Here is a 25,591-nt window from a genome sequence, read left to right as displayed (position 1 = left end):
CCAGTGTCAATGCCGAACCGCGGCCTGCTTTAGATAGAGGAACTCGAGCAGCCTTCGTCGGCATTCGATATAGGCCGGCGTCGTGGTCATCGCCAGGCGATGACGTGGTCGCGGAATATCGACATGGAGCACCTCTCCGATCTTTGCTGCGGGACCGTTCGTCATCATGACCACGCGGTCGCTCAGGAAGATGGCCTCGTCAACGTCGTGAGTGACCATGACCACCGTGGACCGCGTCTGCTCCACGATCTTTATGAGTTCGTCTTGGAGACTTGCCCGCGTAAGCGCATCGAGAGCTCCGAAGGGCTCGTCCAGAAGCAGCACACGGGGCTCGATCGCCAGGGCCCGAGCGATGCCGACACGCTGCTTCATGCCCCCCGAAATCTCGTGGGGGTATTTGTTTGCCGCATGACCGAGATGGACGAGGTCCAGCGCCTGGTCGACCTTTCGCCGCATTGCCTGCTTGTCGAGCCGGGCGGCGAAGACCTGCGCCACGCCCAACAGGATGTTGTCGTGGCAGGTCATCCATGGAAGCAGGGAATGGTTCTGGAACACGACGCCACGGTCGGGGCCTGGGCCGAGTATCTGCTGTCCTTCGCAACTGATCGAACCGGCCGAAGGCCGATAGAGACCGGCGATCAGGTTGAGCAATGTACTTTTCCCGCAGCCGGAATGCCCGATCAGGCTGACGAACTCGCCACGCTCCACGGACAACGAGATGGCATCCAGCGCATGGAATTTCGTGCGCTCGCCAAAAGTCATCGACACCTTGTTCAGCGACAGGAATGTTTCCACCGGTCACTCCTTGAAACTGAGTTTTTGACCGACCCATGCAAGGCACTGATCGAGAACGAAGCCGATGATGCCGATGAGCCCAATGGCGACGATCATGCTGGAGAGCTGGAGGTTGTTCCACTCGTTCCAGATGAAGTACCCGATGCCGTTCTGACCGACGACCATCTCTGCCGCCACGATGACGAACCAGGCGATGCCGATCGAAATGCGCATTCCGGTCAGGATCATCGGAACCGCGGCGGGAAAGACGATCCTCAACACCTTGGTCGAGGTCTTGAGGCCGAGCACTTTCGCCACGTTCAGCCAATCCTGCCGCACGCCGGCGGCCCCGGCGGCCGTGTTGATCAAAAGCGGCCAGAGGGAGCAAATGAAGATGATGAAGATGGCCGCCGTTGCGCTGTCCTTGAGCGCGTACAGCGCCAACGGCATCCAAGCCAAAGGAGAGATTGGCTTGAGCACCTGAATGAACGGATTCAGCGCCTGGTAGAGCCAAGGCATCAGGCCAATGCCGAAACCCAGGGGGACGGCCACCACCACGGCCAACGCGTACCCTAAAAAGACACGGCCAAGCGAGTAGTAGAGATGCCAGAAGATGCCGAGGTTGTTGGGATTGGAGCTGTCGAAGGCGCGACTTCCCAATTCCATGGCCCGTCGAGCCACTGCCATCGGGCCAGGAATTGAAGAGCCGGTGGTGACGCCGACGGTCTGGCCCATCAACTTGGCATATTCGGAATCGACAGCAGTTTCGCCGCCGCCGATCGAGGTGAGGGCATGCCAAATGGATACGAAGGCGACGAAAATCGCCAGCGACGCGACCCATGGGCGGTTCATGACACTGTGCAAGTCGGACAAGGACGACTTGCCATCAGTTCGGGCGGCGGACGGAGCGTAGATATTGATCTGGCTCATTGGAATCGAACTCCTTGTCCAATATCCGTTCAATCCCAAATTTGGGTTCCGGAACTTCGATGCCTTGTTGCGCGAGAATCTTCTTCGCATCGACGGCAAGCATAACCGTCTGTGCCAGCCGCTTATGGTCGATATCGGCTGGAAGCATGTTCCAGCGGCTCAATTGCACGGACAGCCAGACAGCCATCGAGTATTGCGGAAACGGGTCGAACTTGATGCGGTCGGGCACGTTTCGTACGGCGCCCAAGCCATCTGCAAAGCGACCCCCGATGACTTGCTGGATGACGTTCGCGGGAGCGTTGATGTATTCTGGCCGAGCGAGGATCTCCGCCATGCCCGCGCGATTTTCCGGAACCGAAGAATACAACCCGGCTTCCACTAGTGCACGAAACACCGCAAGAAACGTGTTGGGATGCTGTTTTATCCAGGTATCGGTGGCGGTGACCGAGCAGCATGGATGGTTTTCCCAGATGTCGCGGGACAGCAGGTGAATGAAGCCGACGCCCTCGACGACTGCGCGCTGCCCACCGGGCTCGCCTCCGAAAAATCCGTCGATGTTGCCGACGCGAAGGTTTGAAACGTATTCGGACGGAGGAACGACCCGGTAGACGACGTCCTTATCCGGGTCCAGGCCCGCTTGCGCCAGATAATGACGCAGTTGCAGAGCCTGATGGGATTGGTCAAAAGGAACCGCGAACCGGAAGCCCTTCCAGTTTCGCGGTTCCCGGTTATCCTTGTGTTTCAGAGCCAGCACCAGCGAATTCCCATTTTGATTCAGGATCGTAAGCACCTTGGCCGGGACCACGGTGCCACCAGCACCGGCCGAAGTCGCGATCGCCACGGGCATTACCTGTTGGGAAACATCGAGCTCTCCATTGATCATCTTGTCCCGGATGAGACCGATGCCAGGGATCTTCTGAAGAGCGACGTTGAGACCGTGCTTCTCGAAGATGCCCTTCTCTTTGGCCATCACCAACGGGGTGGCACAGGTGATGGCGAGGAAGCCGACATTGATGTCTTTCTTCTCGAGAGGAGCTCGCTCCTGCGCTAGTGCCCTCAAGGTACCCAAGGGGAGGATGTCTCCCATGGCTGCGAGTAGCGTGGCGGCCCCCACGCTGCGCAGCAGCTGGCGACGTGTTCGCAAATCAGGGAACACGGACGCGATAAGGATTTCGTCGGTAGCCGAGACAACGGTTTCTTCAATGAATCCCTTACAATCTTCCGCCGCAAGGGGGCCGTCGTGCGACTGGCCGCACGCGCACATGGCGTGGCGATAACGGTTGAATTCTCCCGGCTCCATATCCGCGCTCCAATTTTTTTATTCCCCACAGGCAGTATGGAGGTCGACTAAGCTTCGGGCATTAGGGTTTCTCGCAACGCACTCTGCAAAAAGGTCCCTGCTTCGTCAGCCGCGCCGCCTCCTAAGCGGACGAGCGCTTGGCTTAGCTATCCTTGAAGCGCCGGCTCTCGTGCGGGTCACGACGATGCCGCAGTGATCGGTTAGCTCGCCGAGGAGCGCAGGCGCCATTTTTAAGTCGCCAAAGACGGGAAGCTATTTGCGGAAGGTCAGCTTGTTAGTGTCGATGACGCAGCTCTGCCGAGGGAGACGATGTCGTTTGGGTTAAACGAGCTCGATCTGCTTACCGAGCAGACCACCTTCGACGTTGAGCTTGTCGAAATAGATCTGCAGGGTCTTTTCCTCGGGCTCTCCGAGGAAGGCGGCGGCTGCGCCGGTCCCCGACACACCGCGCCGATTGTCACGGTGTCTTGAGCTGCAGTCGAGGTGGCCGCGGCCACGGACAAAAGCCCCGCAAGAACGAGTGCTCGCATGTTTCCTTGCCAAAAGGCAGAGGGCCGAGTGGCGATGTCCATCAGATTTTATCAGAGCGATTGGTCTGATTGATGCATGGATCACGCTCTTAGATGCGCGCCGGCGCATCCGCCTCTCCGAAGCCTATGTCGATTACTCAAGTTGGAATATAAATCATGAGCTCTATTACTACCGAAAAGACCGCATAAAGTGCTGACAACGCGATGCTGTGAGCAAATCTCACGATCGCGCTCGGCAATGGTGCATTTTAAGCATCAAAGGCGTCCCAAATTGCTGATTGTTCCGTTCGGCGCATTCCGGGACAGTCACGCTGCCGCACCGGCGACAGAACGATCCAGGGAGCTTTGCCACCATGAGCGCAGACGACGCTTCGCGCGGCCCGTTATCCGGCACTCGCGTGATCGACGCGACGCATATGCTCGCCGGTCCCTATTGTACCTGGCTGCTGGGAGCCTTGGGCGCCGACGTGATCAAGATCGAGCGGCGCGGGGCAGGCGATTTCACACGCATCATCGCTCCGTTCCGCGACGAGAAGAGCATCTATTTCATGAGTGTCAACCGCAACAAGCGGAGCCTGACGCTGGACCTCAAGAGCCCGCGCGGCAAAGAGATCTTCGCAAAGCTCTTGGCCGGTGCGGACGTGTTCGTCGAAAACAACCGCGCCGGTGTCATGGACAGGCTCGGGTTCAGTTACGCTGCCACAGTGGAGATCAATCCCCGGCTGATCTACGCCTCGATCTCGGGCTTCGGCCAGACCGGACCTTACAAACATAAGCCCTCCTTCGATGCCATCGCGCAAGCTCTGTCGGGCATGATGAGCATTACGGGAGAAGAAGCGGGACCGCCTGCACGTGTCGGCGCCTCGATCGGCGATATCGGATCGAGCCTGTTCGCGACGATCGGCGTGCTGTCGGCGCTGCAGCAGCGCGAACGGACGGGGCGCGGCACCTTCGTCGACGTTGCTATGCTGGATTGCCAGCTCGCGCTGATGGAAAATGCGATCGCGCGCTATCTGAACGCCGGCGAGGAGCCTCGCCGGCTCGGCAGCCGCCATCCGCTGATCGCACCGTTCCAAGCCTTCGCCACAGCAGACGAGCCCATAGCGGTCTGCGTCGATACCGACGAGCAATGGCAGCGACTCTGCGGCGCCCTCGAACGGCCTGACCTGCTGGCCGACGCACGCTTTCCAAACGGTTCGACCCGAGCCGCTAACCACGCCCAGCTGGAGCCCGTGCTCGCGGCGCTTTTCGCGACGCGTGGCCGTGAGCAATGGCTCGCCATTCTCGACGAGGCGGATGTGCCGGCCAGCGCCATCAATTCCGTTCCCGAAGCGCTCGCGGATCCGCAGGTCGTTTCGCGCAACATGATCGCCGAGGTTCCCGCCGGATCGGGTCGCCGCTTCGTCGGCGTTCCGATCCAAATGCCGAAGACGCCTCTCCCAGAGGAAAAGGCGCCGCCGGAACTGGGCGAGCATAGCGATGCAATTCTGCAGGGTTTGGGATTCTCGCTGGAAGAAATCGCGACCCTTCGCGCCGATGCCGTGATCTGAGATCAATGCTCGGCTTCAGCTGACCGTGCGATCTGCGGTCATACGAAAAGAGGCCGGGCATCATGCCCGGCCCTTCATTTTCTTGGTCTTCGGCTTTGGCTTTCAGCGACCCAACCATTGCGGTTCACGCTTCGAAAGGAAGGCGGAAATCGCCTCCTGCATGTCCTGGGATCCGTAGCAGGCGGCGAGGATGTCATCGTCGGCATCCGGCGGAACACCGTGGTTGCGCAGCCGTAACAGAGCCTGACGCGTGGCCCAGAGCGTCAGTGGAGCGAGCCTGGTCAGGGCTTCGGCAACCTCCTGGGCCCGCTCGTCGATCTCGTCCTCACCGACGACGGCGCGGATCGAGCGGGTCGCCAGGAGGTCCTCGGCGCCCAGCAGTTTGGCGCTGAAGACCATCTCCTTGGTCGCCACTTCGCCCAGCAGGGAAATCAGGCGAGCATAGTTCATCAGGCTCAGGCAATTGCCGACGGTGCGGGCGATGGGAAAACCAAAACGCAGGGACGGCGCAGCGATGCGGACATCGCAGGCCGAGGCCAGTAAGGCGCCCTGGCCGACGCAGGCTCCCGCCATGGCCGCGACGGTCGGAATCCGGAGCGCCTCGATCGCGACGATCAATGTCTCCGCCTCGCGCTCGATCGCGATCGCCTCCTCTGGATCGACGGCTTTGGCCAGTGCGCCCATATCCGCGCCTGCCATGAAGGCCGATTTTTCGCCGCGCATGCCGGTGAAGACCACCGCCTTGGCACTGCCGTCCCGTGATATCGCGTCGACCGCCTCGAACAGGGCCCGTTCCATATCTGAGGACAGCGCGTTGCGAACATGGGGGCGATTGAAGATCAGCCATTCCACTTCACCCTTGCGTTGCCTCAACAGGGGCGCGTTTTCATCATGCTTCGTCATGCGTGAAATCCGATCGAGCTTGACTGGTGTTGGCCGTTACTGGGGTGCATCCAGAATCTGGCAGGCGGTGGGCGGCAGATGCACAGAGATCCACTCTCCGGTCGAGGGCCGGAGATGAGGGGCCACGAAGGCTCTCAACGTTCCGCCGTCGGCGAGGTCGATCAGGACGTCGCGATACTCACCGAGATAGGCACTGCGCTTCACGATGCCGTCCAGTCGGTTGTCGGACATCGTCGTGTCGCATAGCTGCAGCCGCGACGGGCGAATGCACAGGACGGCTGGCTGGCCAGGCGCCACGCCGCTGCGATCCTGGGCGCGAAGGGTTGTCGCCCCGACGCGCAGCGCGCCGCCGACTTCCTTCACGCCCTTGATCTCATTGTTGCTGCCGATGAACGACGCGACAAAGGTGTTCGCCGGCTTTTCGAAGATGTCCTCGGGTGAGCCGAACTGCTGAACGACGCCCGCCCTCATCACGGCGACCTTGTCGGCCGTAACCAGCGCCTCGCCCTGGTCGTGTGTCACGTAGACGGTGGTGATGCCGAGTTCGTCATGGACGCGTCTGATCTCGAAACGCATCTCCTCGCGCAGATGCGCATCGAGATTGGACAGGGGTTCATCGAGTAGCAGGATCTTCGGCTCGACCGCCAGCGCCCGGGCGAGCGCGACGCGCTGCTGCTGGCCGCCGGACAGCTCGAATGGATAGCGATCGCGCAAGGCGCCGAGGCGGACCATGTCCAGCGCCTTGTTCAACCGGGCCTCGACCTCGGACCTGCTCAGCTTTCGCAGCTTCAAGCCAAACGCAACGTTCTCGGCCACGGTCTTATGCGGCCAGACCGCATAATTCTGGAAGACCAGCGAGATCCCGCGATGCTCGGGCGGGATGACCTTCTGGGGGCTGGAAAGCAGTTCTTGATCGGCCCAGATCTCGCCGGAGCTCGGCGTATCAAACCCTGCCAGAAGCTGCAGCGTCGTCGATTTTCCGCAGCCTGACGGACCGAGAAGCGCAAGTAAGGTTCCGTCGGGAATGACGAGATCGCAGGACTTCAGCGCCTGGTAGGCACCATAGGACCTGCTGAGTTGCCTGACGTGGATCTCGCTCATGAGCCTTCTCCGAGGCTGGCTGCGTTGCGCCTCCGGCGAGCGGCTCCCTCCGTGATGAAGCGGGCAAGCAATACGATCACGAGGGTGGCAGCGAGGAGCAGGGTGCTCGCAGCACAGACGGCTTCGTAATTGCCGCCGTCCTTGTAATTGTAGATCAGGGTAGTCATGACGTTGGTCTTCGGCGACACGAGAAAGATGGCGACCGATAGTTCCCGCATGATCGGGATGAAGACCAGGAGCCATCCCGCGACGAGCCCGCCACGCATCAGTGGCACCGTGATCGCGGTGAAGGCGTGGCCTTCGCTGGCGCCTACGCTGCGTGCGGCGCGCTCCAGATCGGGGCTGATCCCCTTGAGGATCGACCCCGCCTGCGAATAGGCGATCGGCAGGAAGGTCGCGACGAAGGCGGCGATGACGATGGTGCCGGTACCATAGAAATTCAGCGGCGGGCGGGTATAGGCGGAGAAGAAGCCGACCGAGAGCACGATGCCCGGAATGATGATCGGGATCGTGACGAGCACGGCGAGCAGGCCCGCGCCGCGCAGCAGCCGCCGCTCAACGATATAGGCCACGATGACGCCCAAAAGCATGCAGAAGCTCGCCGCCACTCCGGCATAGAGCAGCGAGTTGACGATCGCGCGCTGGGTCTCTGCGTTCTCGATGATCGCCCAGCGGTACCAGTGGAACGTCAGATTGCTCGGGATCGGACCGAGGCCCCACGCCTTGCTCAGCGAAACGAGCACGATCGCGACATAAGGCAGCAACACGGCCGTGACCGGCACGATAAGGGCGAAGGCCAGCGCCGGCAGGCGCCATTTCTTCAGACTGATCAGTCGGCCGGCCCGGCCCTTGCCTCCCACGGTGACAAACTGTCGTCGGCCGAGGATCTTGTGTCGCGCATAGAAAAGCCCGCCCGTGACAATGACGAGAGGCAGGCAGTAAGCCGCCGACAAGAACAGGGCAGGTGGGAAGAGTTGGTAGAATTCCGCGAGCTTCGTCGTGACAACGAGCGTGCCGCTCGGCGTTAGCAAGAACGCGGGCACGCCGAACAGCGTCATGCCCTGGATAAAGGACAGGATGAAGCTGACCAAGACGGCTGGCATCACCAAAGGGATGGTCACGGTTGCCATGGTGCGCACGACGCCGGAACCTAGCGTGGTCGCAGCATCCTCGAGCTCGACCGCCATTTCGTCGAGCGCACTAGAGACCATAGTGAAGGTATAGGGCACGGTGTAGATCGCGCAGACGAAGATCGTGCCGGTCATCGTGTAGATGTTCATCAACGGCGCCTGCGCGCCCATGACCGCCCGCCAGCCGACGTTGAGCCATCCCGAGTTCGGGGCGGCGAGCAGGATCCAGCCGAGCGCACCGATGAAGGACGGGGTGACGAAAGCAGCCAGAGTGAGCACGCGGATGAACCCGCGGCCCGGCAAATCGGTCCGTGCCACCAGCCAGGCCAATGGCACACCCAGGAGCGTCGAGAGAACGGCAACGGCGCTCGCAAGCAGAAGCGAATTGAGGACAGGCTTCATCAGCGCCGCGGAGGCGAATATCTGTCGATAGTTGCCCAGCGTCCAAAGGCCGGTGTCGTCGTCATGCAGGCTGTTGTAGAGAATCCAGCCGAGCGGCTGAACCACCAGTAAAAGCAGCGCCACGAGGAGTGCCGCCAGAACGATCCAGCGCAAAACGTGATGGCGTAGATGGCCAGTGGACTCTGAACGGGCCGGCATCGTCGGGAACGACAGGGTCATGAATGCTCTTTTGACGTGAACATGGCCGAAGCCGGCTGCGCCCAGGCGAGGCGCAGCCGCTGCAGGCGATCTCGGTTGAAAGCTCAAACGATGCGCGCGCTAGACTAGTCGATCGTCAGACGACGATCTCCTTCCACTTGGCGATACCCTCGGCAACCTCGGCCGCAAGATTGTCGACCGGGTTGCGATACCACTTGATCGATTGCAGCGTGCGGCCCTCGGCCCAGGGTACGTCGGTGCGCAGCGTTGGCCAGAAGTTCTTCGACAAGATTTGGGACACCTCTACCGAGTATAGGAAGTCCGTGAAGAGCTTGCCGGCATTCGGATGGGGCGCCTTGGTCGGCACGGCCACCAACCCCAGATTCAGGATGGCACCATCCTCCGGCACCGTGACGTCGATCGGGTTTCCGGCAACCTTCTGCGCGAGAGAGTAGCTGAACGGGGCTCCCGAGCCGACGGATCGTTCGCCGGAGAGAATGTCGGTCACGGTGTCGACGTTCGACTGGCCGACCTTGGGCTTCTGCTTGGCGAAGGCCTTCAGGAAGTCGTCGCCGTATTTTTTCCGGATCGCGACGACCCAGCTCGCAACGTCGCCGGAGAAGGCCGGGCTGCCTGTCGTGATCTTGCCGGCCCAGGGCGCGTCGAGCAGCGCCTGCCAGGATTTCGGCGGGGAGGCGACCTTCGAGGACTGGTTGATCGTCGTCAGGCTGATGGCACCGACAGTGAAGGCGCTGTCCGGATCCAGGTTGCGGAAAGCCTCTGGCACCATCTCGATATTGGTAGGCTTGTGCGGCTGGATCGCGCCGATCTTCTTCAGATCGATGTAATGGAGCAGGTTGGTCGTCCCCAGCGAGTCGCACTGGACCGCGTTGTTCTGAATTTCCAGGCGAAGGCGCGTATAGACCGTTTGAGATGCCTGCCGCAGCAGGTTCACCTCGATACCGGGATGCTTGGCTTTGAATGCATCGCGGATCTCCTCGATCGTCTTTTGCTCGTATGAACCCCAGTAGAGGTTGAGGGCGCCTTCCTTTTTCGCTGCCGCGTAGAGGGCTTCGTCCGCGGCGCTGGCTGGCACGATGCGGGCCGCGGAGGCGGCGATGCCAGCGGCACCAGCAAGCAGGATATTTCTTCTGTTGAGCGTCGTCATCGGCTGGTTCCCCTGTCAGGTTTTTTGCAGTGTCGATTTTGAAGTCTCGATCAGTAGTCGCCCGTCGTCGCGCCTCCATCGACGACGATCACCTGGCCGGTGACATAGCTTGCGTCATTGGAGGCCAGGAACGCCGCGACCGAAGCGATCTCGGAAGGCTGGGCCGTCCGGCCGAGGGGCATCTTCGCGATCCAGCTCTCACGCAGCGTGGTCGGCACATCCGCCAGAATGGCGGTCTCGACGATCCCGGGAGCGATGGCATTCGTGAGAATGCCGCGTTTGGCGCCCTCGAGCGCCACCGTATGGGTAAGTCCGACGATGCCCGCCTTCGCGGATGAATAATTGGCCTGGCCGAATGATCCGAAGATCGCCGTCGAGGCGGTGTTGATGATCCGGCCCCATCCCTTCTTCCCGATCAAGGCGAAAGCGGTCTGGCAGCCGAGCCATGTGCCGCGCAGGCTGACATCGATGACCTGATCCCATTCCTGGTCGGTCATTTTCGTCAGGGACCGGTCGCGCACGATACCGGCAACATTCGCCATAATGTCGATCGCGCCGAACGCCATCGGAAGGGACGCAATCGCGGTGTTCCAGCTGTCGCGACTTGCGACATCGATCGCAACCGCATGGGCAAGATGGCCTTGTGCGACCAGCCGCTCGGCAACCTCCACGGCCTGGTCGAGAACCAGATCGGCGACGACGACGCGCGCGCCCTCGCTGGCGAACCGCTCGCAGATCGCGGAGCCGATCCCGCCGGCGCCACCCGTTACAAATGACGTATGACCTTCGAGGCGGCGCGATATCATGGGGAGCGCCCCTGTTCGCTAGCCCCGACCAGCAGAACGTCCTCGCCCTCCTGAACGGTCTCGCCGCGCTGGTTCTTGAGAGTCATGGCGACCCGGATGATCCCGCGCCCAGGTCTTGAGCGACTCTCGCGGACTTCTGTGACCTTCGCCTCGTAGTGGACAGTATCCCCGGCGAAGATGGGGGCGACGAAGCGGCGCTGCGTCTCGAGGAACGCCTCGATCGCCCAGTCGTCGATGGCCGAGCGCAGGCCGGTGCTCAGCGAGTGGCCGAGCATGCCGTGGGCGATGCGCTTGCCATAGGGACTGTCGGCCATGAACTCGGCGTCCATGTGCAGCGGATTGAAGTCGCCGGTCAGGCCCGCGAAGAGCACGATATGCGTCTCGGTTACGGTTACCCGCGCCGAAGTGGCGGCCCTGCCGATCTCGATTTCAACGAAAGGGACGGTCATGGTCGTGCTTCCCCGCGGCCAAAGACGGGCAGGGCGGTGCCGTCCGGTAATGACCTGAAGGTGACAACGACTGCCATCCCGACCCGCACCTCGTCCTCGGCAAAGCCGTCTAGCCGCGACAGCATGAGCACGCCCTCCTCGAGCATCACCAGTGCGCACGTATAAGGGGTCTCGATGGGCCCGTTGCCGCGGTGGATGGTGGAGAAGGAGAAGACCGTGCCCCGCCCGCTGGCCTCGACCCATTCCGGTGTCGCCTCGGGCGCGTAGATCGAGTGCGCGCGGGGATACCATTGGTGGCGCCCCGTCACCGGACAGCGCTGGATCAGCAACTTTCCGGCTTGCGTGGCCTTCCAGAACGGGTCGGTAACGGTATCGGTAACGGGAGAACTCAGTGCTGTCATGGTTCCCCCTAGACTGTCAGGATCGCCGTCGCGGCGGCGCAGAAAGTCCCACCCAGGCCATGCACCAGCGCCACTTCCGCATTGGGGACCTGAATGCCCGGCCCCTCACCCCTCAGCTGTCGCACGCCTTCGATCATGGCAAAGATGCCGCGCTTGCCGGGATGGTTGGACGATAGTCCCCCACCGTCCGTGTTGGAGGGAAGCATGCCACCCAGAGTCAGGTGGCCGTCATCGACGAAGGCGCCACTTTCGCCCTTCGCGCAGAATCCAAGATCTTCGAGCGCCAGCATCGGCGTGATCGTGAAGGCATCGTAGAGTTGGGCAACGTCGATATCGGCATGGCCTACGCCTGCCATGGCGAAGGCGCGCGGCCCGGAAATTGCGGCCGGCGTGGTGAGATCATGGTCGATCTGGCTAATCTGCGTCCTTGCGACGGCGGTCCCGAAGCCCGCCAGATGAACGGGCCTGGAGCGGCAATCGCGCGCCCGTTCCCGGCTTGTCATGACAATGGCGCCCCCGCCATCGGTGACCACGCAGCAGTCTAGCTTGCGCAGCGGTGTCGCGATCATCGCAGAACTGAGGACGTCGTCGATCGTCAGCGGGGTGCGGAAGCGCGCGTCGGGATTGTTCGCGGCATGCTGCCGGAAAGTGACCGCGACCTTCGCCAACTGCTCGGACATCGTACCGTAGAGGGCCATGTGGCGCTGTGCGAACATGGCGTAGGCGGAGATCAATGTCGGCCCATAGGGCAGCTCGAACTGGCCGGGACCGGCTGGAAAAACGAACGGATCGAAGGAGGGCGTGGTCAGCGGCCACCAGCGCGGGCAGGAGGCGTAGCTGATGACGACGACATCGGCGAGCCCGGCTGCGATGGCCGCGGCGGCATGGCCGGCGTGAACAATGTAGGAGCAACCACCGACGTCCGTGCTGTCGAAATAGGTTGGCTTGATGCCGGCATATTCGGCGAACTCGGTCAGGCTGCTGACGCCGCCGCCCTCGGCCCAATCACCGGCTGCCACGCACAGGCCGTCCACGTCCGAGAGGCTCAGGCCGGCATCCGTCAGGGCACCTGAGATGCATTCCATTTGCAACGCGAAGGGATGCAGACGGGGCGCCTGCCTGCGAGGCGACTCGTACGCGCCGACGATCGAGGCTTTTGTCGACGTGTCGTTCACTCACAATGACCCCGGTTTCAGATTCCAGGAGCGTATGGCGTTCCCTCACCTCAACAAGCAGTTTGAAATGGCCTTATTGGTGCATGGAGCGCACCGAATAGCGCTTGACTGCCGTACCGGACTAGCTTGATCTTGGCACCAATTGGGTATTCGCGATTGCCCTTTGGTGCAGCCGATGGTCAATGGAGTTCGCCATGCGGCGCCGTCTTCCGCCATTACTGGCACTGCGTGCATTCGAAACGTTCGGGCGGACCGGTACGGTGAGGGCCGCAGCCGACGAATTGGCCGTCTCGCATACCGTCGTCTCACGCCACATCCAGAACCTCGAATTGTCGATCGGGATCAAACTCGTCCAGAAGTCGGGGCGGGGCCTGGCGTTGACGCGAGAGGGCAAGCGCTACGCCGCCCAGATGCGGCATGCGCTGGATCTCATCGCGGATGCGACGGGCGAGTTGTGGAGCGGCAGCAGTGACGCTCTCCACATCTGTTGCATGGCTGGTCTCGCATCGCGGCGCCTGCTCGCTCGGCTGTACGAGATCGAGGAGTTCCTGGGCGGTCGCGAGATCATTCTGCAGCCCATTTCGTCCCGGCCCGACTTCAGCCAAGGCGATGTCGACGCCGAGATCAACTATCTGGAAAACCCGAGCTTTCCCGACGAGCTTCGTGGAGAGATCTTCTTCCGCCCCCGTATCCTTGCTGTCGCCAGCCCCTCGTTCAAGGCGCAGCATCCCGAGGCGACCAGCGTCGCAAGCCTAGTCGAGCTGCCGCTGATCCATGAGCGGTCGACGCGGCAGTGGGAGAACTGGTTCGATCATGCCGGCATCACGGAGCCCCCTCGGCTCCGCGGGCCGCGACTCTGGCACGGCCACCTGGCCGTCGAGGCTGCGCTTCTCGGACAGGGCGTCGCACTCGTCAGCGATCTCATGGCGGGCGAGCTCCTGATGCGGGGCGAACTTGAGGAAATGGTGCCCACCAATATTCGCCTCGGCGGGTACTACTTCATCACGCAGGCGCGCCGCTGGAACGAAAATTCGATTGCGGCGCTACGCAAATGGCTGCTCCAGACCTTCCCGGACCATCAGGCGGTCACGAACGAATAACGCACCAGACACGAACCAATTAGCTGCTGGTTAGCCTGTGACCGGCCGCCTATCGTCGCATCATGAGCACCATGTCACACTCGCCCTCAAGCATCCGCAGCGCCCATGTCGATCCTTCCTGGATCGACATCTACGGCCACATGAACATGGCCTATTACGTCAAACTCTTCGATGATCTTGGGCATGACATCCTGGCCGAGTTCGGGCTGGGGGAAGCCTATACGCAAAGGTTCGGCTTCGGACTGTTCACCGTGACGGCGACCATTGCCTATGTCAGGGAAGTCACGGTTAACGCGCCGCTCACGGTCAGCCTGACAATCAACAAGGCCGACGACAAGAGGCTGTGGACCAATCTCGAAATGCGGCAGTCGGAGCACGGCTACATTGCCGCGACGATGGATCAACTTGCTGTCAATGTCAGTCTGGCGACGCGGCGGGCTGCAGCCTTTCCCGCCGAGCTGAACGAGGTTCTCCGCCCTTACAGGCTTTCTCTTGAAGCTCGGGCACGATGATCATCGAGAATCCGGCCCCGAGCGCGTGCTCGATATTGCAGCCGCTCGCGTCAAGGGCCCGCAGGATCGGATCGAGGACCTGATCTCCGCGGCCGAACTGGAGGAAGTCGCGGCGAACTACCGGCAAGTTGCAGGCTTTCTGAAGAAGGCGGTCTAGAATAGGGCCGGTCAGCCCTGCGGCGTGCGACGGCCGAACCACATTCGGCGCAGCAGCCCGTCGCGCCAAACCAGGACATGGACGAGCACCGCCGCGAAATGGACTGCGCCGACCGCCATCAGCAAGTCGCCCGCCCAGTCATGGAGGTGCAGCATCAGCTGGTAGGTCGCCTTGACCTGGCCGATGGGATGGGGGATCGAGAACCAGCCGAAATAGAGTGTCGGGATCTGGATCGGGCTTGACGACACCATCAGGAAACCGGTCAGGGGCAGCGCGATCACGCAGAGATAAAGGCTGGCATGGACCGCGCCTGCCGCGCCCCGCAGCCACGGGCCGGCATTCTCCGGCGGCGGCGCGCGCAGGACCAGGCGCAAGACGAGGCGCAACACGACGAATGCCGCGATCGTCAGGCCAACCGACTTGTGCAGTTGATAGAGCTCGAAACGCGTGAGCAGATCGCGCGTCTCGTCGGTCATTGGCCCGGCGACCAGGAACTGGAACAGGATGAGCAGCAGCGTCAGCCAGTGCAGGACGACGCTGGCGGGATGCCAGCGCACGGGCCGGCCGGCGACCATGCTCATCGCGACAGCCGTCCCTTGATCGCGATCTCGACCCGATCGTCGACGATGTTGACGTCGCGGCCGATCTCGAAAGCCGGCCTCAGGAAAAAACCGCTCGCATGGAAGGGGAGTGCGTCGCCGCGCCTAGCCTTGTCGATATCGCCGTCCACGACAGCCGTCACCGTGAACGGCTGCGAGATCGAACGGATGGTGAGCCGACCGCGAATTTCCAGGCTCTGCTCGCCGGTGCGAGTGACGCTTTCCGAGGTGAAGCTCGCCGTCGGGTAGCGGGCTGAATCCAGCATGGTCGCGCCGGCGATGAAGCCGTCCATGAGCGAGGAGCCGGCCTCGATCGAACCGGTGTCGATGGTGACCCTGATCCGGCTCTCACTTGGATGATCGAAATCGAGCGCAAGCGTGCCGTCATAACGCACGAACCGTCCTTTTGCGACAACCGCTCCGAACCGATGGCTGACAAAGCTGATTTCGGTCGCCGAACGATCGAATTTCCAGCTCGTCTGGGCTAAGGCAGGAAGAGCGAAAAGCAGTGCGGTGAAGATTAAGGCAGGCAGCTTGACCATGGCGGCGTCCGAGAAGGTTTGCGGAGGCCGCACCCTATGACGCGGTTCAGGGAAAACGTAGTGGCGACCCGCGCCGGAACACGCAAAGGTGATGCGGCGCGTGGGCAGCCTAGCTAACATATCGCTCCCTCTGCCGTAAGGAGACGGAAGCGCGGAGTGCTCGGCACGCCCTTTCGGAAAGGTATTCGCAGCTGTTCGCTTCATGCGTCATGGATTGGTCGAGCATCCCTGGTGCTATCGCGTACACGAGCCGATTTGCCCGCAGGGCAGCTAGGGGGATATCGAGAACAGCGGGCCTGCCATGGCCAGCGTGACCGTGGAGCGCGCCCGACACAGCCGGTTGCGAGCGGCAAACATCACCATCGGTCGGTCGGTTTGGACGCCTGTCGTGATTGTTCTCGACGAGGACATCCATGTCTGCGATCGCCGGGCGTTCGTCGGGAAACGCCACCCCGTAGGCAGCAGAGGTCGGCGGCCCGAGCGGGCGGCCGGTCGACGGAGCAGGGGCGTATCGGCCCCCTCAGCGCCGGCCCCTGCCATATAGCACCGCGCGCTTCACGTCGGACGGCGCTGCGCCGCCATCGCGTAAGGCCATGGTGCGACTTGCGCACGAACGACTTTCTGCCTGTGCCGTTCGACGTGCGCCTTACGTGACCCACCGTCCGGTTCGCCCCAGGTCACCGTGACGTCCAAACTAGGCGTCGCCTTCTCGCGAGCGATGTTCGCGAGCGACATGACTTTTCGCTCGTTGGCACTGTATCCGCAAAAATTCGAGAGGCCGATCAGTTCGCCGCTCGCGTCGCGGACCTCGTCGTTTTGCTGGAAGCTGTAGGAAGCCATTGGGAAGCGAAGCTGCTTGTAGGGCAACTCGTCTTCGAGCTGGGATCGAAAGATATCGACGACGTCGTCCACGTTCCAGACCAGGGTCACGGCCGTCCGGCGCGGGCCTTCGGCAGCCCGCTGAAGCGCCTTGCCGCCGATGAAATCATGATCGAACTTCAGGATCCGATCGTAGCCCATGTCCCATGGCGTGACGTAGTAGTCCTCGATCCTCTGGGCGCGAAAACTGCCCCCGAGTTGAGAGCTGGTCTCCCACGAGCTCGCAGGCAGCCACTCGCGGTAGGCCTTGAGCTCGGCGCCGGTGTAGACGGCCGGCAACGGATAGGGCATCCAGCCGCCTTCCGTGTTGCCGCTGAAATACGCGGAGGTCCCGCCGGACCGCAGTCCGAGCGTAGCACCCGCCTTAAGCAAGGCCTCCCGCACCTTGGGGCCGTCCGCGATACGGCCCGCCAGCTCGACGCCACGGCCTCCGGCCATGCCGTGCCGAAGCGCCAACACGTCGCAACCCGCGATCCTGACCCGGGCGAAATTGAAGAAGGGGATGTTCGGCGCGGGCCCGTCGACGACGGCGGCGAAGATTTCGTCCGACGCAGGGCCGTCCAGGCCGAAGCGAAACTGGGTGCGGCCGCGCGGGTTGACCGATGTGGGAAGGTCGCGCTCGACGGTCACGTCGTAGCCGCCGCTGGTTGCGTGGTACTCGACCCAGTTCTGCATGTGCATGCCGCTGACCAGCTCGAAGCTGTTCTCGGCCAGATAGAACAGGACGCACTCCCCGATCATGTGTCCGTCTGGATTGCACGCGACGAATTGCTTGGCCTTGCCCGGCACAAACTTGTCGAAGCTGTTGATGCCGATGCCGTTGAGCATTCGAAAGGCGTCCGGCCCCTTGAGGAACATCTCCGGCATGTGATGCGACTGGTCGAACAGGACCGCGGCGTCGCGCCAAGCCTTCTGCTCGTCGACCCAGTTGGCGAACTCGGCCGGCACTGGTGTGAGGCCGGATCGGTCCTTGCTGTGGGGTGCGGTGGTGTCGTTGTAGAAGTAGTCGACGAGGTCGGGGATGCCCTTCAGGAATTCCTCGAGCGACGGCTGTCCCGTGACTTGGTTCATTGCGTTTCCTGCCTCTTATTGATGCTTCTTTGATTAGACGAAAGCCGGCTGACGCGGCGTATCGTCAGCGGACGAGCGTCTTCGCCCAGCGTGCCGTCCCGGCCAGCCCGCCGAATGGATAGAAATGCAACCTCACGTCCCCGTGCCTTTCGGCGTCGAGCCGCGCGCCGAGCTCCGCAAGCAGCCTATCCGGGCCGACCGGCGACAGTAGCCTGGTCAGCGATATGCCGTATTTCTGCAGAACCGCAGTGGATGCCCCGACGCCGCACCGCGCCGCGAAGCGCAGGAGCGATTTCACCGTCGTCGGGCCCGGGATGCCCACCCGAACCGTGGCCGTCACGCCGTCGCTCCGGAGCGCTTCGAGCCACTGCAGGATGGCCCCGGCATCGAACGAGAACTGAGTGTTCACGACGCCTTCGTGGCCAAGATCGCGGAGCATCGCGAGTTTGGTGCGTAAGTCGAGCTTGAGATCGTGCTCCGATATCGACGGATGCCCCTCGGGATACCCGGCGACGCCGATCCTCGACAGGCCGTACTTCGCCAGCAAGCCCGATGCGATCACGGACTTCGCATCGGGATAGGGACCCGCAGGCGCGCGCAGATCGCCGCCGACGACGAAGGCGCGATCGATGGACGCCTCGATGGAAAGCCGATCCAAGAAGCTCTCCAGCTCCACGACGCTGGTGAGCCGGCGCGCCGAGATGTGCGGGACGGGTATGTGACCATAGTTCCGAATCGATGATGCGGCAGCCACGCGCGCGGCCATCTCCTCGCCGGGCAGATAGGTCACGGCGATACGCGTGGCGGCCGGCAAGTCGCCGACGGCCTCGGCGAGCGCGTCCGCGTCTCGCGCCGTCATTTCCAGCGAGAAGCCTTCGGTCAGGCCGCCCAGCGTGCCGTAGCTTCGAGTGGGCTGAAGATAGGAGTCGGTCATCCGAAGATCTCGCCATCGATGCCGGCGAGAGGCGCCGGATCGTTATCGCTGCGGGCGCAGCCATGATAATCGATTTTTTTCGTTCTACACCGTTCACTGGTGCGCGGCAAGCGCCGCCATTTCTCGGAATAACAAGCTATATTGTCGTCTCCTAAGCCATTTCGCCTCGGTTCCCGAAAATGGGTATCGATAATTTCATCGATTTTTGTTGACGGGTTTCGGGTCCGTGGCTAGCTTCGCCCAAAATAACGATAGGGAGGTTGCTTTGAAGATCAGGACACTGTTCCTCGCACTGGCATCGGCGTCATTGCCCGCGCTGGCGCCTGCCGCCGAGCTCAAGATCGGTTTTGTCACGAGCGTGACCGGCTCTCAGGCGCCTGTTGCTCGTGACATGATCGACGCCTTCAACCTCAGCATCAAAAATCTGGGCGGGAAGATCGCCGGCAACGACGTGAAAGTGATCGTCGCGGACGATCAGGAGAAGCCCGACGTCGCTCGGCAGGCCGCTGAGCGGCTCGTCGAACGGGAGCGCGTCGATCTCGTGACGGGTCCGATCATCACCAATATGCTCTTGGCCGCCGCCAAGCCGGTCAGCGATGCCAAGCGTCTTTTCGTCAGCATCAACTCCGGACCTTCCGATTTCGCCGGAGAGAAGTGCAGCCCCAATTTCTTCGTCCTGGGCTTCGAGAACCAGACCATTGGCCGGGCCACCGGCATGGCGGCGAAGGAGCTCGGCTTCTCGAAGGTCGCCATGATGGGGTGGAACACGCCAGGCGCGCGCGACCTCGCGGCAGGATTCAAGCAGGCCTTTCCAGGCACGGTCGTCAAGGAGATCTACACGCCGCCGTCCCAGCAGGACTTCGCCGCCGAGATCACCTCCCTCAAGGCCCTGGACGTCGATGGGCTCTATTATTTCTACCCCAGCCAGGTCGGGGTGAACTTTCTAAAGCAGCTCACCCAGGTCGGGTACGCCATGGATCGGGTGGTCGGATCCTATCTGGCGCTCGATCACATCATGTTGACGCAGGTCGGGCCGGAGGTTGCAGGGACCAACGTCGTCAGCCTGTGGACTGAACAGCTCGACAATCCTGAAAACAAGCGCTTCGTCACCTCCTTCCGCGAGGCATATGGTCGGACGCCGAGCGCCTTTGCGGCCCAGGCCTACGACCTCCCCGTCCTTCTCGACGCCGCCTTGCGACGCAATGGCGGCAAGACCGAGATGAACGCCCTCCGGGCGGCGATGAAGACGACGCCCTTCCCGTCCGTGCGAGGAGCGTTCAGCTTCGCCTCGAACCAGTTTCCCATCCAGAACTTCTACGTCACGAAGATCGAGCGATCGAGCACGGGATTGAGCTACGCGGTGAGGACCACCTTGCCCAATCTCAAGGACGAGTTGGCCGACAAATGTCCGATCAAGGATTGAGCTGCGCCGATAGCGGCCGCGTGCGACGACCCTCGACGGAACGACATGGAAACCTCCGGAGCCCAGGCTGGCACCCGGGCTCGCGGAACTGACAAAACATGAAGACTCAAGTCGCCATCATCGGCGCCGGTCCCGCCGGATTGCTTCTTGCTCAGCTGCTGAAGTGTGCCGGCATCGAGAGCATCGTCGTTGAAAGCCGCAGCCGGGCCTATATCGAGAACCGGATCAGGGCTGGGGTCATCGAGACGGGGACCGTGGACATCCTGCGCGAGGCCGGCGTCGCGGATGGGGCGCTCAAGGAGGGCATCCTCCACGAGGGTACCGCTCTCCGCTTCGAGGGCCGAACTCATCGCCTCGATCTCATGGAACTGGTCGGTCGCGGCATCACGATCTATCCGCAGCACAAGCTCGTCGCCGATCTCGTTTCGGCGAGGCTAGGCGCCGGCGATCTGATCCTTTTCGAAACCCCGGTCGTCGAGCTGAGCGGCATAGCTTCGGATGCGCCCACGATCACGGTCGAGCGGAATGGCGCACGCGAAATCATCGCATGTCGTTTCGTCGTTGGCGCCGACGGCTTCCATGGCCCGAGCAGGCAGGCGCTACCTTCAGGGGACCTGAGGATCTGGGAGCAGGACTATCCCTACAAGTGGCTTGCCCTCATGGTGGAGACACCGCCTCCCAGCCACGAACTGATCTACGCGGCGCATGAACGCGGCTTCACTCTGATGTCGATGCGCTCGCCGACCGTCAGTCGCATCTACGCCCAGGTGCCGATGAATGTCGACGCGGAAGCCTGGTCCGACGACCAGGTCTGGTCGGAGCTCGATCTCAGGTTGCGCGACGGCGAACCCGTGCCTCTACGCGAGGGGGCGATCACCCAGCGATCGACTATCCATCTACGCAGTTTCGTTGCCGCGCCGATGCGGCATGGCAGCTTGTTCCTTGCAGGTGACGCCGCCCACATCGTGCCGCCGACCGGTGCAAAGGGGCTCAATCTGGCCGCCGCGGACGTGGCGGTGCTTGGCGACGCCCTGAAGCGGTATTTCGGGAATGGTGACCGATCGGGCATCGACGGCTATTCAGACAGATGCCTGCGTCGCGTCTGGCAGGTGCAGCGCTTCTCGGCTTGGATCACCCATGCCCTCCACGTGTCGGACAATCCTTTCGAGCAAGCGCTCAACCTCGCGGCTCTCAGGCACATCGTGGAAAATCGGCATGCGGCCCTGTCCTTTGCGGAAAACTACACGGGACTTCCGCTGAACTGAACGCGCATGCTGGCGCCACCTGGCCGGAGCCCACGGCGCTGTCACCGCGACGGCCCGGGACGCTGAGGAAACGTCATCGATGACACTGCCACTCCTTATCGAACAGATGCTCAACGGGCTCCAGTCCGGCGTGATGCTGTTCCTAATCGCGTCGGGCCTGACCCTGGTCCTCGGCATCATGAATTTCGTCAACTTGGCGCACGGCTCGTTCTACATGATCGGGGCCTTCGCGGCCGTATCGCTCCAGCTATGGACGGGATCGTTCGTCATCGCCGCAGTGGGGGCTTGCCTTTGCGCCGCGGTTGCAGGCTTGGCCGTCGAGTACGTCTGTGCCAGGCGGCTCTATGCGCGTAGCCATCTCGATCAGGTGCTGGTGACCTTCGGACTCATCTACCTATTCAACGAGTCCATGCGACTGATCTTTGGTCCCCAACCGCTCGCGTCTCCGATCCCGCCGCTGCTCAATGGGAGCGTGACGTTGCTGCCCGGGCTCCAATATCCGCTCTTCCGCTTGACCGTGATCGGCGTGGGGCTCGTCGTGGCCGCGGGAATGTCGTTCGTCGTGATGCGGACGCGCCTGGGAATGCTCATCAGGGCCGGCGCCTCGGATCGCGGGATGATCGCCGTTCTTGGCGTGAACATCACGTGGCTTTACTCTCTCGTCTTCGCTTTCGGGGCGGCCCTGGCCGCCTTGGCTGGCCTGATGTCGGGGCCGCTCTATTCCGTCAACGTCGGGATGGGGGAGAACATCCTCATCATGGCGCTCGTCGTCATCGTGGTCGGCGGAATCGGCTCTCTCAAGGGCGCCTTCTACGCCGCGATCGTCATCGGCCTCATCGACACGCTCGGCCGCCTTTTCCTGCCGTCCGCGATCGCGACGATCGCGATCTACATCTTCATGGCCGGGGTTCTGTTCGTCAGGCCGAAAGGCCTTTTTGCGGCGTCGGCTCCGCCGCAGGTCGAGGCTCGCGACAACGGAAACCGGGTCACCATCCTTTGGTCGCTCTCCAAGTCGCGGCAACGTGTGACAGCGTCGGTCGTGGGACTGTGCATGATCGCGCTCGCGCTCGTGCCGACGCTCTCGACCTGGCTCGACGACCCATTCCTTCTGAGGCTGTTCCTGCGGATCGTCATCTTCGCGCTGATGGTCCTGAGCCTCGATCTCGTCGCGGGATTCGGCGGCCTGGTCAGCTTTGGCCATGCCGCATTCGTCGGTACGGGCGCCTATGCCGTCGCGATCCTCGGCTGGCACCTCGACCACGGCGAGCCCTTGGCGTTGGGGCCGATCGTGCTGGCAGGCACGCACGACGCGCTGGTCGCCTGGCCGCTGGCGATCGCGAGCGCGGCGGCGATGGCGCTGGTGATCGGGGCCATCGCGCTCAGGACGAGCGGTCTCTACTTCATCATGAGCACGCTCGCGTTCGCCCAGATGCTGTTCTATCTCGCCAGCACCCCCAGCATATACGGAGGCGAGGACGGCCTGCAGATATCGCAACGCTCGACCCTGCCGCTCATCGACCTCGGAAACCGGCCAACGCTGTACTACCTCGCGCTCGGTCTGTTGGCGCTGTGCCTCCTGCTGTGCTGGCGTCTGGTCAACTCGCGCTTCGGCATGATCGTCCAGGCCTGCAGGCAAAACGAAAGGCGGGTGAGGGCGCTCGGTGTCAGAACCTACCTCTACAAGCTGCTTCTTTTCGTGATATCGGGCGTGATCGCGGGCGTCGCCGGCGTGCTGCTGGCCAACGCCGAGCTGCTGGTCAGCCCGGCCGACCTGTCATGGACCCGCTCCGGCAGCATCCTGATCATGGCCATCTTCGGGGGGCTGGGAACGCTGTTCGGCTCCGTCGTGGGGGCGGCGACCTATTTGATGCTGGAATTCACCCTGAGCGAGTGGACGCAGCATTGGCAGATCGTGTTCGGCCCGATGCTCATCGTCTTCGTGCTGCTGGCGCGGCGCGGACTCTTCGGATTGGTGCTGGGGCGGGGTGGCAGTACATGACGGCGACCATCCTCGAGGCAAGGGGACTAACCAAGCGATTCGGCGGCCTCACAGCGACCGACGACGTGACGCTGGCCATACGCGCGCTCACCTGCCATGCCCTGATCGGGCCCAACGGGGCCGGCAAGACGACCTTGCTGTCGCAACTTTCCGGCGAGTTGAGGCCAACGGCGGGGCAGATCCACTTCGAGGGACGCGACGTCACGTCGGCCGACCTGGGCGGGAGAGCCCGATTAGGCATCCTGAGGTCATTCCAGATCACGAGCGTCTGCGACGACTACTCGGTTTTCGACAACGTCGTCGTCGCGGCTCAAATCAAGCAGGGACATGGTTTTCGCTTCTGGCAGGCGCCGCGAGGCGTGCGGGAGCTGGCGGACGCCACGAGATCCGTGCTGGAGCGAACCGGTCTTGCCGATTTCGGAGATGTCCCCGCCGGGGTGCTGTCGCATGGCCAGCTAAGGCAGCTGGAGCTAGCGATCGCGTTGGCGATGCAGCCCCGTGTCCTGCTGCTCGACGAGCCCATGGCCGGCATGGGACCGGCGGAGGCCGAGCGCATGATCGACCTGCTCGGCTCCCTGCGGGCCGACCACACGATCGTCCTCGTGGAGCACGACATGGACGCCGTCTTCAACCTGGCAGACACCGTGAGCGTACTCGTCGGCGGACGCCTCGTAGCCTCCGGTACACCCCAGGAAATCAGATCGAACGCCAGCGTGCGGGAAGCCTATCTGGGGCATGAACAGGAAGACGCCGCATGACCGAAAGTTTGCTGCGGCTGGAGGCAGTGCAGGCTTCCTACGGACAGTCCCGAATCCTGTTCGACGTCTCCCTGACGGTGGGCCCGGGCGAGATGGTTGGACTGCTCGGACGCAACGGCATGGGCAAGACGACGACCGTGCGCGCGGTCACCGGCCAGCTTCCGACCTTGGGCGGGGATATCATCTTCAAGGGGCGGTCCATTCGGTCGACGCCCTCGCACCTCCTGGGGCGGATGGGCATCGGGCTCGTTCCCGAAGGCCGCCGCATCTTTCCAAACCTTACGGTTCGGGAGAACCTCGTGGCCGCGGCGGCCAACCGTTCCGGTCGGCCCGATCCCTGGACGCTTGAGCGCGTGCTCGCACTGTTTCCCCGCCTTGGGGAGCGGCTCGGCAACTGGGGCTCGCAGCTTTCCGGCGGCGAGCAGCAGATGCTCGCCGTCGGCCGCGCGCTGATGATCAATCCGGATCTGCTGATCCTCGACGAGGCGACGGAAGGATTGGCCCCGATCGTGCGCGACGTCATCTGGAGTGCGTTGCGCCAACTGAAGTCGGAAGGTCTTTCGATCCTCGTCATCGACCGCAACCTGCGGCAGATGATGGAAGTCGGGGACCGGCATCACATCATCGAGAAGGGGCGTACGGTATGGTCGGGGCCGTCGCAGGCGTTCCTGTCCGAGCCCTCTCTGAAGGGCCGCTACCTAAGCGTTTGACCTAGCTCCTGCCGATCGTCCGCTCTTGCGAGAGGTTTGGCCGGGAGCGAGGATTGCGCCCGCGCGTTCGTCGGACAACGCATTTTGCAGATTGCGTCCGGTTCTCAGGATGTGCTCGCGCAGCCTGTCGCGCGCATAGTCCCGATCGCGGGCAACGGCGCCTTGAGCGATTTGATTGTGCTCCTGCTCGACGTTGGCGTCTCCTCCCGTGCGGGTGAGAAAAATCCGCCTGTAGCGATCGTTCAGATTGTGCAGCGTCGTGCAGAAATTGAGGAGGATGGGCATATCGCACCCTTGGATCAGGGTGAGGTGAAAGTCCCGGTGTGCATCCTCCCAAGCTTCGAGGCTCGCCGTGTCGGACGCCTCGCGATGGATGCGGTTCAGCTTATGCAAGGCTCTGGTGATCGCGCTTTCCCACACGAGGTCGCCGTGTTGCATGGCGATATCGAGGGCGAGGCATTCGAACTCGGCACGGAGCTGCGTGATCTCTCGCAAGTTCGACAACGAGACGGGTGCGACCGTGTAACCGCGATTGTCGTGAAGTTCGACAAGGCCCACCGAGGTCAGTCGGGCAAGGGCTTCCCGCATCGGGCTCAGGCTCACGTCGAATGTTCTGCGAGCCTTGTCCAGGTTGATCTTTGAGCCCGGCGCAAGCTCACCTCGCAAGATTGCTTCCCGCATCCGCGTGACAAGGCGCGTCGAGATCGTGTGCTTTTCTTTCTCCTGGTCCCCTCCTTGTGGGGACGTCGCCGAGGCGGTGAGGGGGCGGCCGTCGACCGAAGGGGAAGGTGAAGCCTTGGTGCGAACGTCTTTCGCCACGTCGTC

At 62.6% G+C, this 25,591-nt stretch carries 26 protein-coding genes; 9 read left to right on the top strand and 17 right to left on the bottom strand.

The window, feature by feature from the left end; all coding sequences use genetic code 11:
- Positions 1–6 precede the first annotated feature (6 nt).
- The 4 genes from AC1DYU_RS22230 to AC1DYU_RS22215 all read right to left on the bottom strand — a co-directional run bounded on the left by AC1DYU_RS22230 (position 7) and on the right by AC1DYU_RS22215 (position 3,448).
- Positions 7–762, bottom strand: coding sequence for an ABC transporter ATP-binding protein (locus AC1DYU_RS22230; RefSeq protein ID WP_476793612.1), 756 nt, complete (start codon positions 760–762; stop codon positions 7–9).
- A gap of 36 nt (positions 763–798) precedes the next feature.
- Positions 799–1,626: an ABC transporter permease gene (locus AC1DYU_RS22225; protein WP_476793611.1), complete on the bottom strand. Its 828-nt coding sequence runs from the start codon at positions 1,624–1,626 to the stop codon at positions 799–801.
- Between the two features lie 34 nt (positions 1,627–1,660).
- The gene (locus AC1DYU_RS22220) at positions 1,661–3,004 is read right to left on the bottom strand and encodes a CmpA/NrtA family ABC transporter substrate-binding protein (protein ID WP_476793529.1); all 1,344 of its coding nucleotides are present in this window, start codon (positions 3,002–3,004) and stop codon (positions 1,661–1,663) included.
- A gap of 321 nt (positions 3,005–3,325) precedes the next feature.
- Positions 3,326–3,448: a hypothetical protein gene (locus AC1DYU_RS22215; RefSeq protein ID WP_476793528.1), complete on the bottom strand. Its 123-nt coding sequence runs from the start codon at positions 3,446–3,448 to the stop codon at positions 3,326–3,328.
- Positions 3,449–3,887: 439 nt separating this feature from the next.
- Between AC1DYU_RS22215 and AC1DYU_RS22210 the strand changes: the two genes are divergently transcribed.
- On the top strand, positions 3,888–5,084 hold the full coding sequence (locus tag AC1DYU_RS22210; RefSeq protein ID WP_476793610.1) for a CaiB/BaiF CoA transferase family protein: 1,197 nt from the start codon (positions 3,888–3,890) through the stop codon (positions 5,082–5,084).
- Positions 5,085–5,186: 102 nt separating this feature from the next.
- On the opposite strand, the gene AC1DYU_RS22205 is transcribed toward AC1DYU_RS22210, so the two are convergent.
- The 8 genes from AC1DYU_RS22205 to AC1DYU_RS22170 all read right to left on the bottom strand — a co-directional run bounded on the left by AC1DYU_RS22205 (position 5,187) and on the right by AC1DYU_RS22170 (position 12,817).
- Positions 5,187–5,987, bottom strand: coding sequence for an enoyl-CoA hydratase (locus tag AC1DYU_RS22205; protein ID WP_476793527.1), 801 nt, complete (start codon positions 5,985–5,987; stop codon positions 5,187–5,189).
- A 36-nt stretch (positions 5,988–6,023) separates the two neighbouring features.
- Entirely contained in the window at positions 6,024–7,088 is a 1,065-nt protein-coding gene (locus AC1DYU_RS22200) for an ABC transporter ATP-binding protein (RefSeq protein WP_476793526.1), read from the bottom strand.
- The gene (locus tag AC1DYU_RS22195; protein ID WP_476793525.1) at positions 7,085–8,839 is read right to left on the bottom strand and encodes an ABC transporter permease; all 1,755 of its coding nucleotides are present in this window, start codon (positions 8,837–8,839) and stop codon (positions 7,085–7,087) included. Before AC1DYU_RS22195 ends, AC1DYU_RS22200 begins: the two co-directional genes overlap by 4 nt.
- Before the next feature lie 115 nt (positions 8,840–8,954).
- Positions 8,955–9,986: an ABC transporter substrate-binding protein gene (locus tag AC1DYU_RS22190; protein WP_476793524.1), complete on the bottom strand. Its 1,032-nt coding sequence runs from the start codon at positions 9,984–9,986 to the stop codon at positions 8,955–8,957.
- Between the two features lie 50 nt (positions 9,987–10,036).
- Entirely contained in the window at positions 10,037–10,792 is a 756-nt protein-coding gene (locus tag AC1DYU_RS22185) for an SDR family oxidoreductase (RefSeq protein ID WP_476793523.1), read from the bottom strand.
- Positions 10,789–11,241: a MaoC/PaaZ C-terminal domain-containing protein gene (locus AC1DYU_RS22180; RefSeq protein ID WP_476793522.1), complete on the bottom strand. Its 453-nt coding sequence runs from the start codon at positions 11,239–11,241 to the stop codon at positions 10,789–10,791. The genes AC1DYU_RS22185 and AC1DYU_RS22180 overlap by 4 nt, the downstream gene beginning before the upstream one ends.
- Positions 11,238–11,642 carry a Zn-ribbon domain-containing OB-fold protein gene (locus AC1DYU_RS22175; RefSeq protein ID WP_476793521.1) on the bottom strand — a complete coding sequence of 135 codons (405 nt, stop codon included), beginning with the start codon at positions 11,640–11,642 and terminating at the stop codon, positions 11,238–11,240. Before AC1DYU_RS22175 ends, AC1DYU_RS22180 begins: the two co-directional genes overlap by 4 nt.
- 8 nt (positions 11,643–11,650) lie before the next feature.
- Entirely contained in the window at positions 11,651–12,817 is a 1,167-nt protein-coding gene (locus tag AC1DYU_RS22170) for a thiolase C-terminal domain-containing protein (RefSeq protein WP_476793520.1), read from the bottom strand.
- 194 nt (positions 12,818–13,011) lie between these two features.
- Between AC1DYU_RS22170 and AC1DYU_RS22165 the strand changes: the two genes are divergently transcribed.
- The 3 genes from AC1DYU_RS22165 (at position 13,012) to AC1DYU_RS22155 (ending at position 14,586) form a co-directional block, all read left to right on the top strand.
- On the top strand, positions 13,012–13,917 hold the full coding sequence (locus AC1DYU_RS22165) for a LysR substrate-binding domain-containing protein (RefSeq protein WP_476793519.1): 906 nt from the start codon (positions 13,012–13,014) through the stop codon (positions 13,915–13,917).
- A 71-nt stretch (positions 13,918–13,988) separates the two neighbouring features.
- Positions 13,989–14,429 carry an acyl-CoA thioesterase gene (locus AC1DYU_RS22160; protein WP_476793518.1) on the top strand — a complete coding sequence of 147 codons (441 nt, stop codon included), beginning with the start codon at positions 13,989–13,991 and terminating at the stop codon, positions 14,427–14,429.
- Between the two features lie 25 nt (positions 14,430–14,454).
- Entirely contained in the window at positions 14,455–14,586 is a 132-nt protein-coding gene (locus AC1DYU_RS22155; protein ID WP_476793517.1) for a hypothetical protein, read from the top strand.
- Positions 14,587–14,597: 11 nt separating this feature from the next.
- On the opposite strand, the gene AC1DYU_RS22150 is transcribed toward AC1DYU_RS22155, so the two are convergent.
- The 4 genes from AC1DYU_RS22150 to AC1DYU_RS22135 form a co-directional block, all read right to left on the bottom strand.
- Complete coding sequence (locus tag AC1DYU_RS22150) at positions 14,598–15,167, bottom strand: cytochrome b (RefSeq protein WP_476793516.1); 570 nt, start codon at positions 15,165–15,167, stop codon at positions 14,598–14,600.
- Positions 15,164–15,931, bottom strand: a complete 768-nt coding sequence (locus AC1DYU_RS22145; RefSeq protein ID WP_476793515.1) for a YceI family protein — start codon at positions 15,929–15,931, stop codon at positions 15,164–15,166. Before AC1DYU_RS22145 ends, AC1DYU_RS22150 begins: the two co-directional genes overlap by 4 nt.
- Positions 15,932–16,282: 351 nt before the next feature.
- Positions 16,283–17,677, bottom strand: a complete 1,395-nt coding sequence (locus AC1DYU_RS22140) for an aminomethyl transferase family protein (RefSeq protein WP_476793514.1) — start codon at positions 17,675–17,677, stop codon at positions 16,283–16,285.
- A gap of 64 nt (positions 17,678–17,741) precedes the next feature.
- Positions 17,742–18,611 (bottom strand): methylenetetrahydrofolate reductase, encoded by an 870-nt coding sequence (locus AC1DYU_RS22135; RefSeq protein ID WP_476793513.1) that lies wholly within the window; start codon positions 18,609–18,611, stop codon positions 17,742–17,744.
- A gap of 226 nt (positions 18,612–18,837) precedes the next feature.
- Here AC1DYU_RS22135 and AC1DYU_RS22130 point away from each other — a divergent pair, with 226 nt between their 5' ends.
- From AC1DYU_RS22130 to AC1DYU_RS22110, 5 genes are all read left to right on the top strand, one after another.
- Positions 18,838–20,034, top strand: a complete 1,197-nt coding sequence (locus AC1DYU_RS22130; RefSeq protein ID WP_476793512.1) for an ABC transporter substrate-binding protein — start codon at positions 18,838–18,840, stop codon at positions 20,032–20,034.
- A gap of 98 nt (positions 20,035–20,132) precedes the next feature.
- A complete protein-coding gene (locus tag AC1DYU_RS22125; protein WP_476793511.1) occupies positions 20,133–21,299 on the top strand; it encodes a 4-hydroxybenzoate 3-monooxygenase in 1,167 nt (388 codons plus the stop codon).
- A 79-nt stretch (positions 21,300–21,378) separates the two neighbouring features.
- A complete protein-coding gene (locus AC1DYU_RS22120; protein ID WP_476793510.1) occupies positions 21,379–23,298 on the top strand; it encodes an ABC transporter permease in 1,920 nt (639 codons plus the stop codon).
- Complete coding sequence (locus AC1DYU_RS22115; protein ID WP_476793509.1) at positions 23,295–24,056, top strand: ABC transporter ATP-binding protein; 762 nt, start codon at positions 23,295–23,297, stop codon at positions 24,054–24,056. Before AC1DYU_RS22120 ends, AC1DYU_RS22115 begins: the two co-directional genes overlap by 4 nt.
- On the top strand, positions 24,053–24,766 hold the full coding sequence (locus AC1DYU_RS22110; protein WP_069694115.1) for an ABC transporter ATP-binding protein: 714 nt from the start codon (positions 24,053–24,055) through the stop codon (positions 24,764–24,766). Before AC1DYU_RS22115 ends, AC1DYU_RS22110 begins: the two co-directional genes overlap by 4 nt.
- Here the strand turns inward: AC1DYU_RS22110 and AC1DYU_RS22105 are convergent.
- Entirely contained in the window at positions 24,755–25,585 is an 831-nt protein-coding gene (locus AC1DYU_RS22105) for a GntR family transcriptional regulator (RefSeq protein ID WP_476793508.1), read from the bottom strand. The genes AC1DYU_RS22110 and AC1DYU_RS22105 overlap by 12 nt on opposite strands.
- Positions 25,586–25,591 lie beyond the last annotated feature (6 nt).

The organism is Allobosea sp. P2_B12, assembly GCF_056404835.1.
The sequence above is the reverse complement of the archived record's forward strand: the minus strand, read 5'-3'. Positions and strand labels throughout refer to the sequence as shown.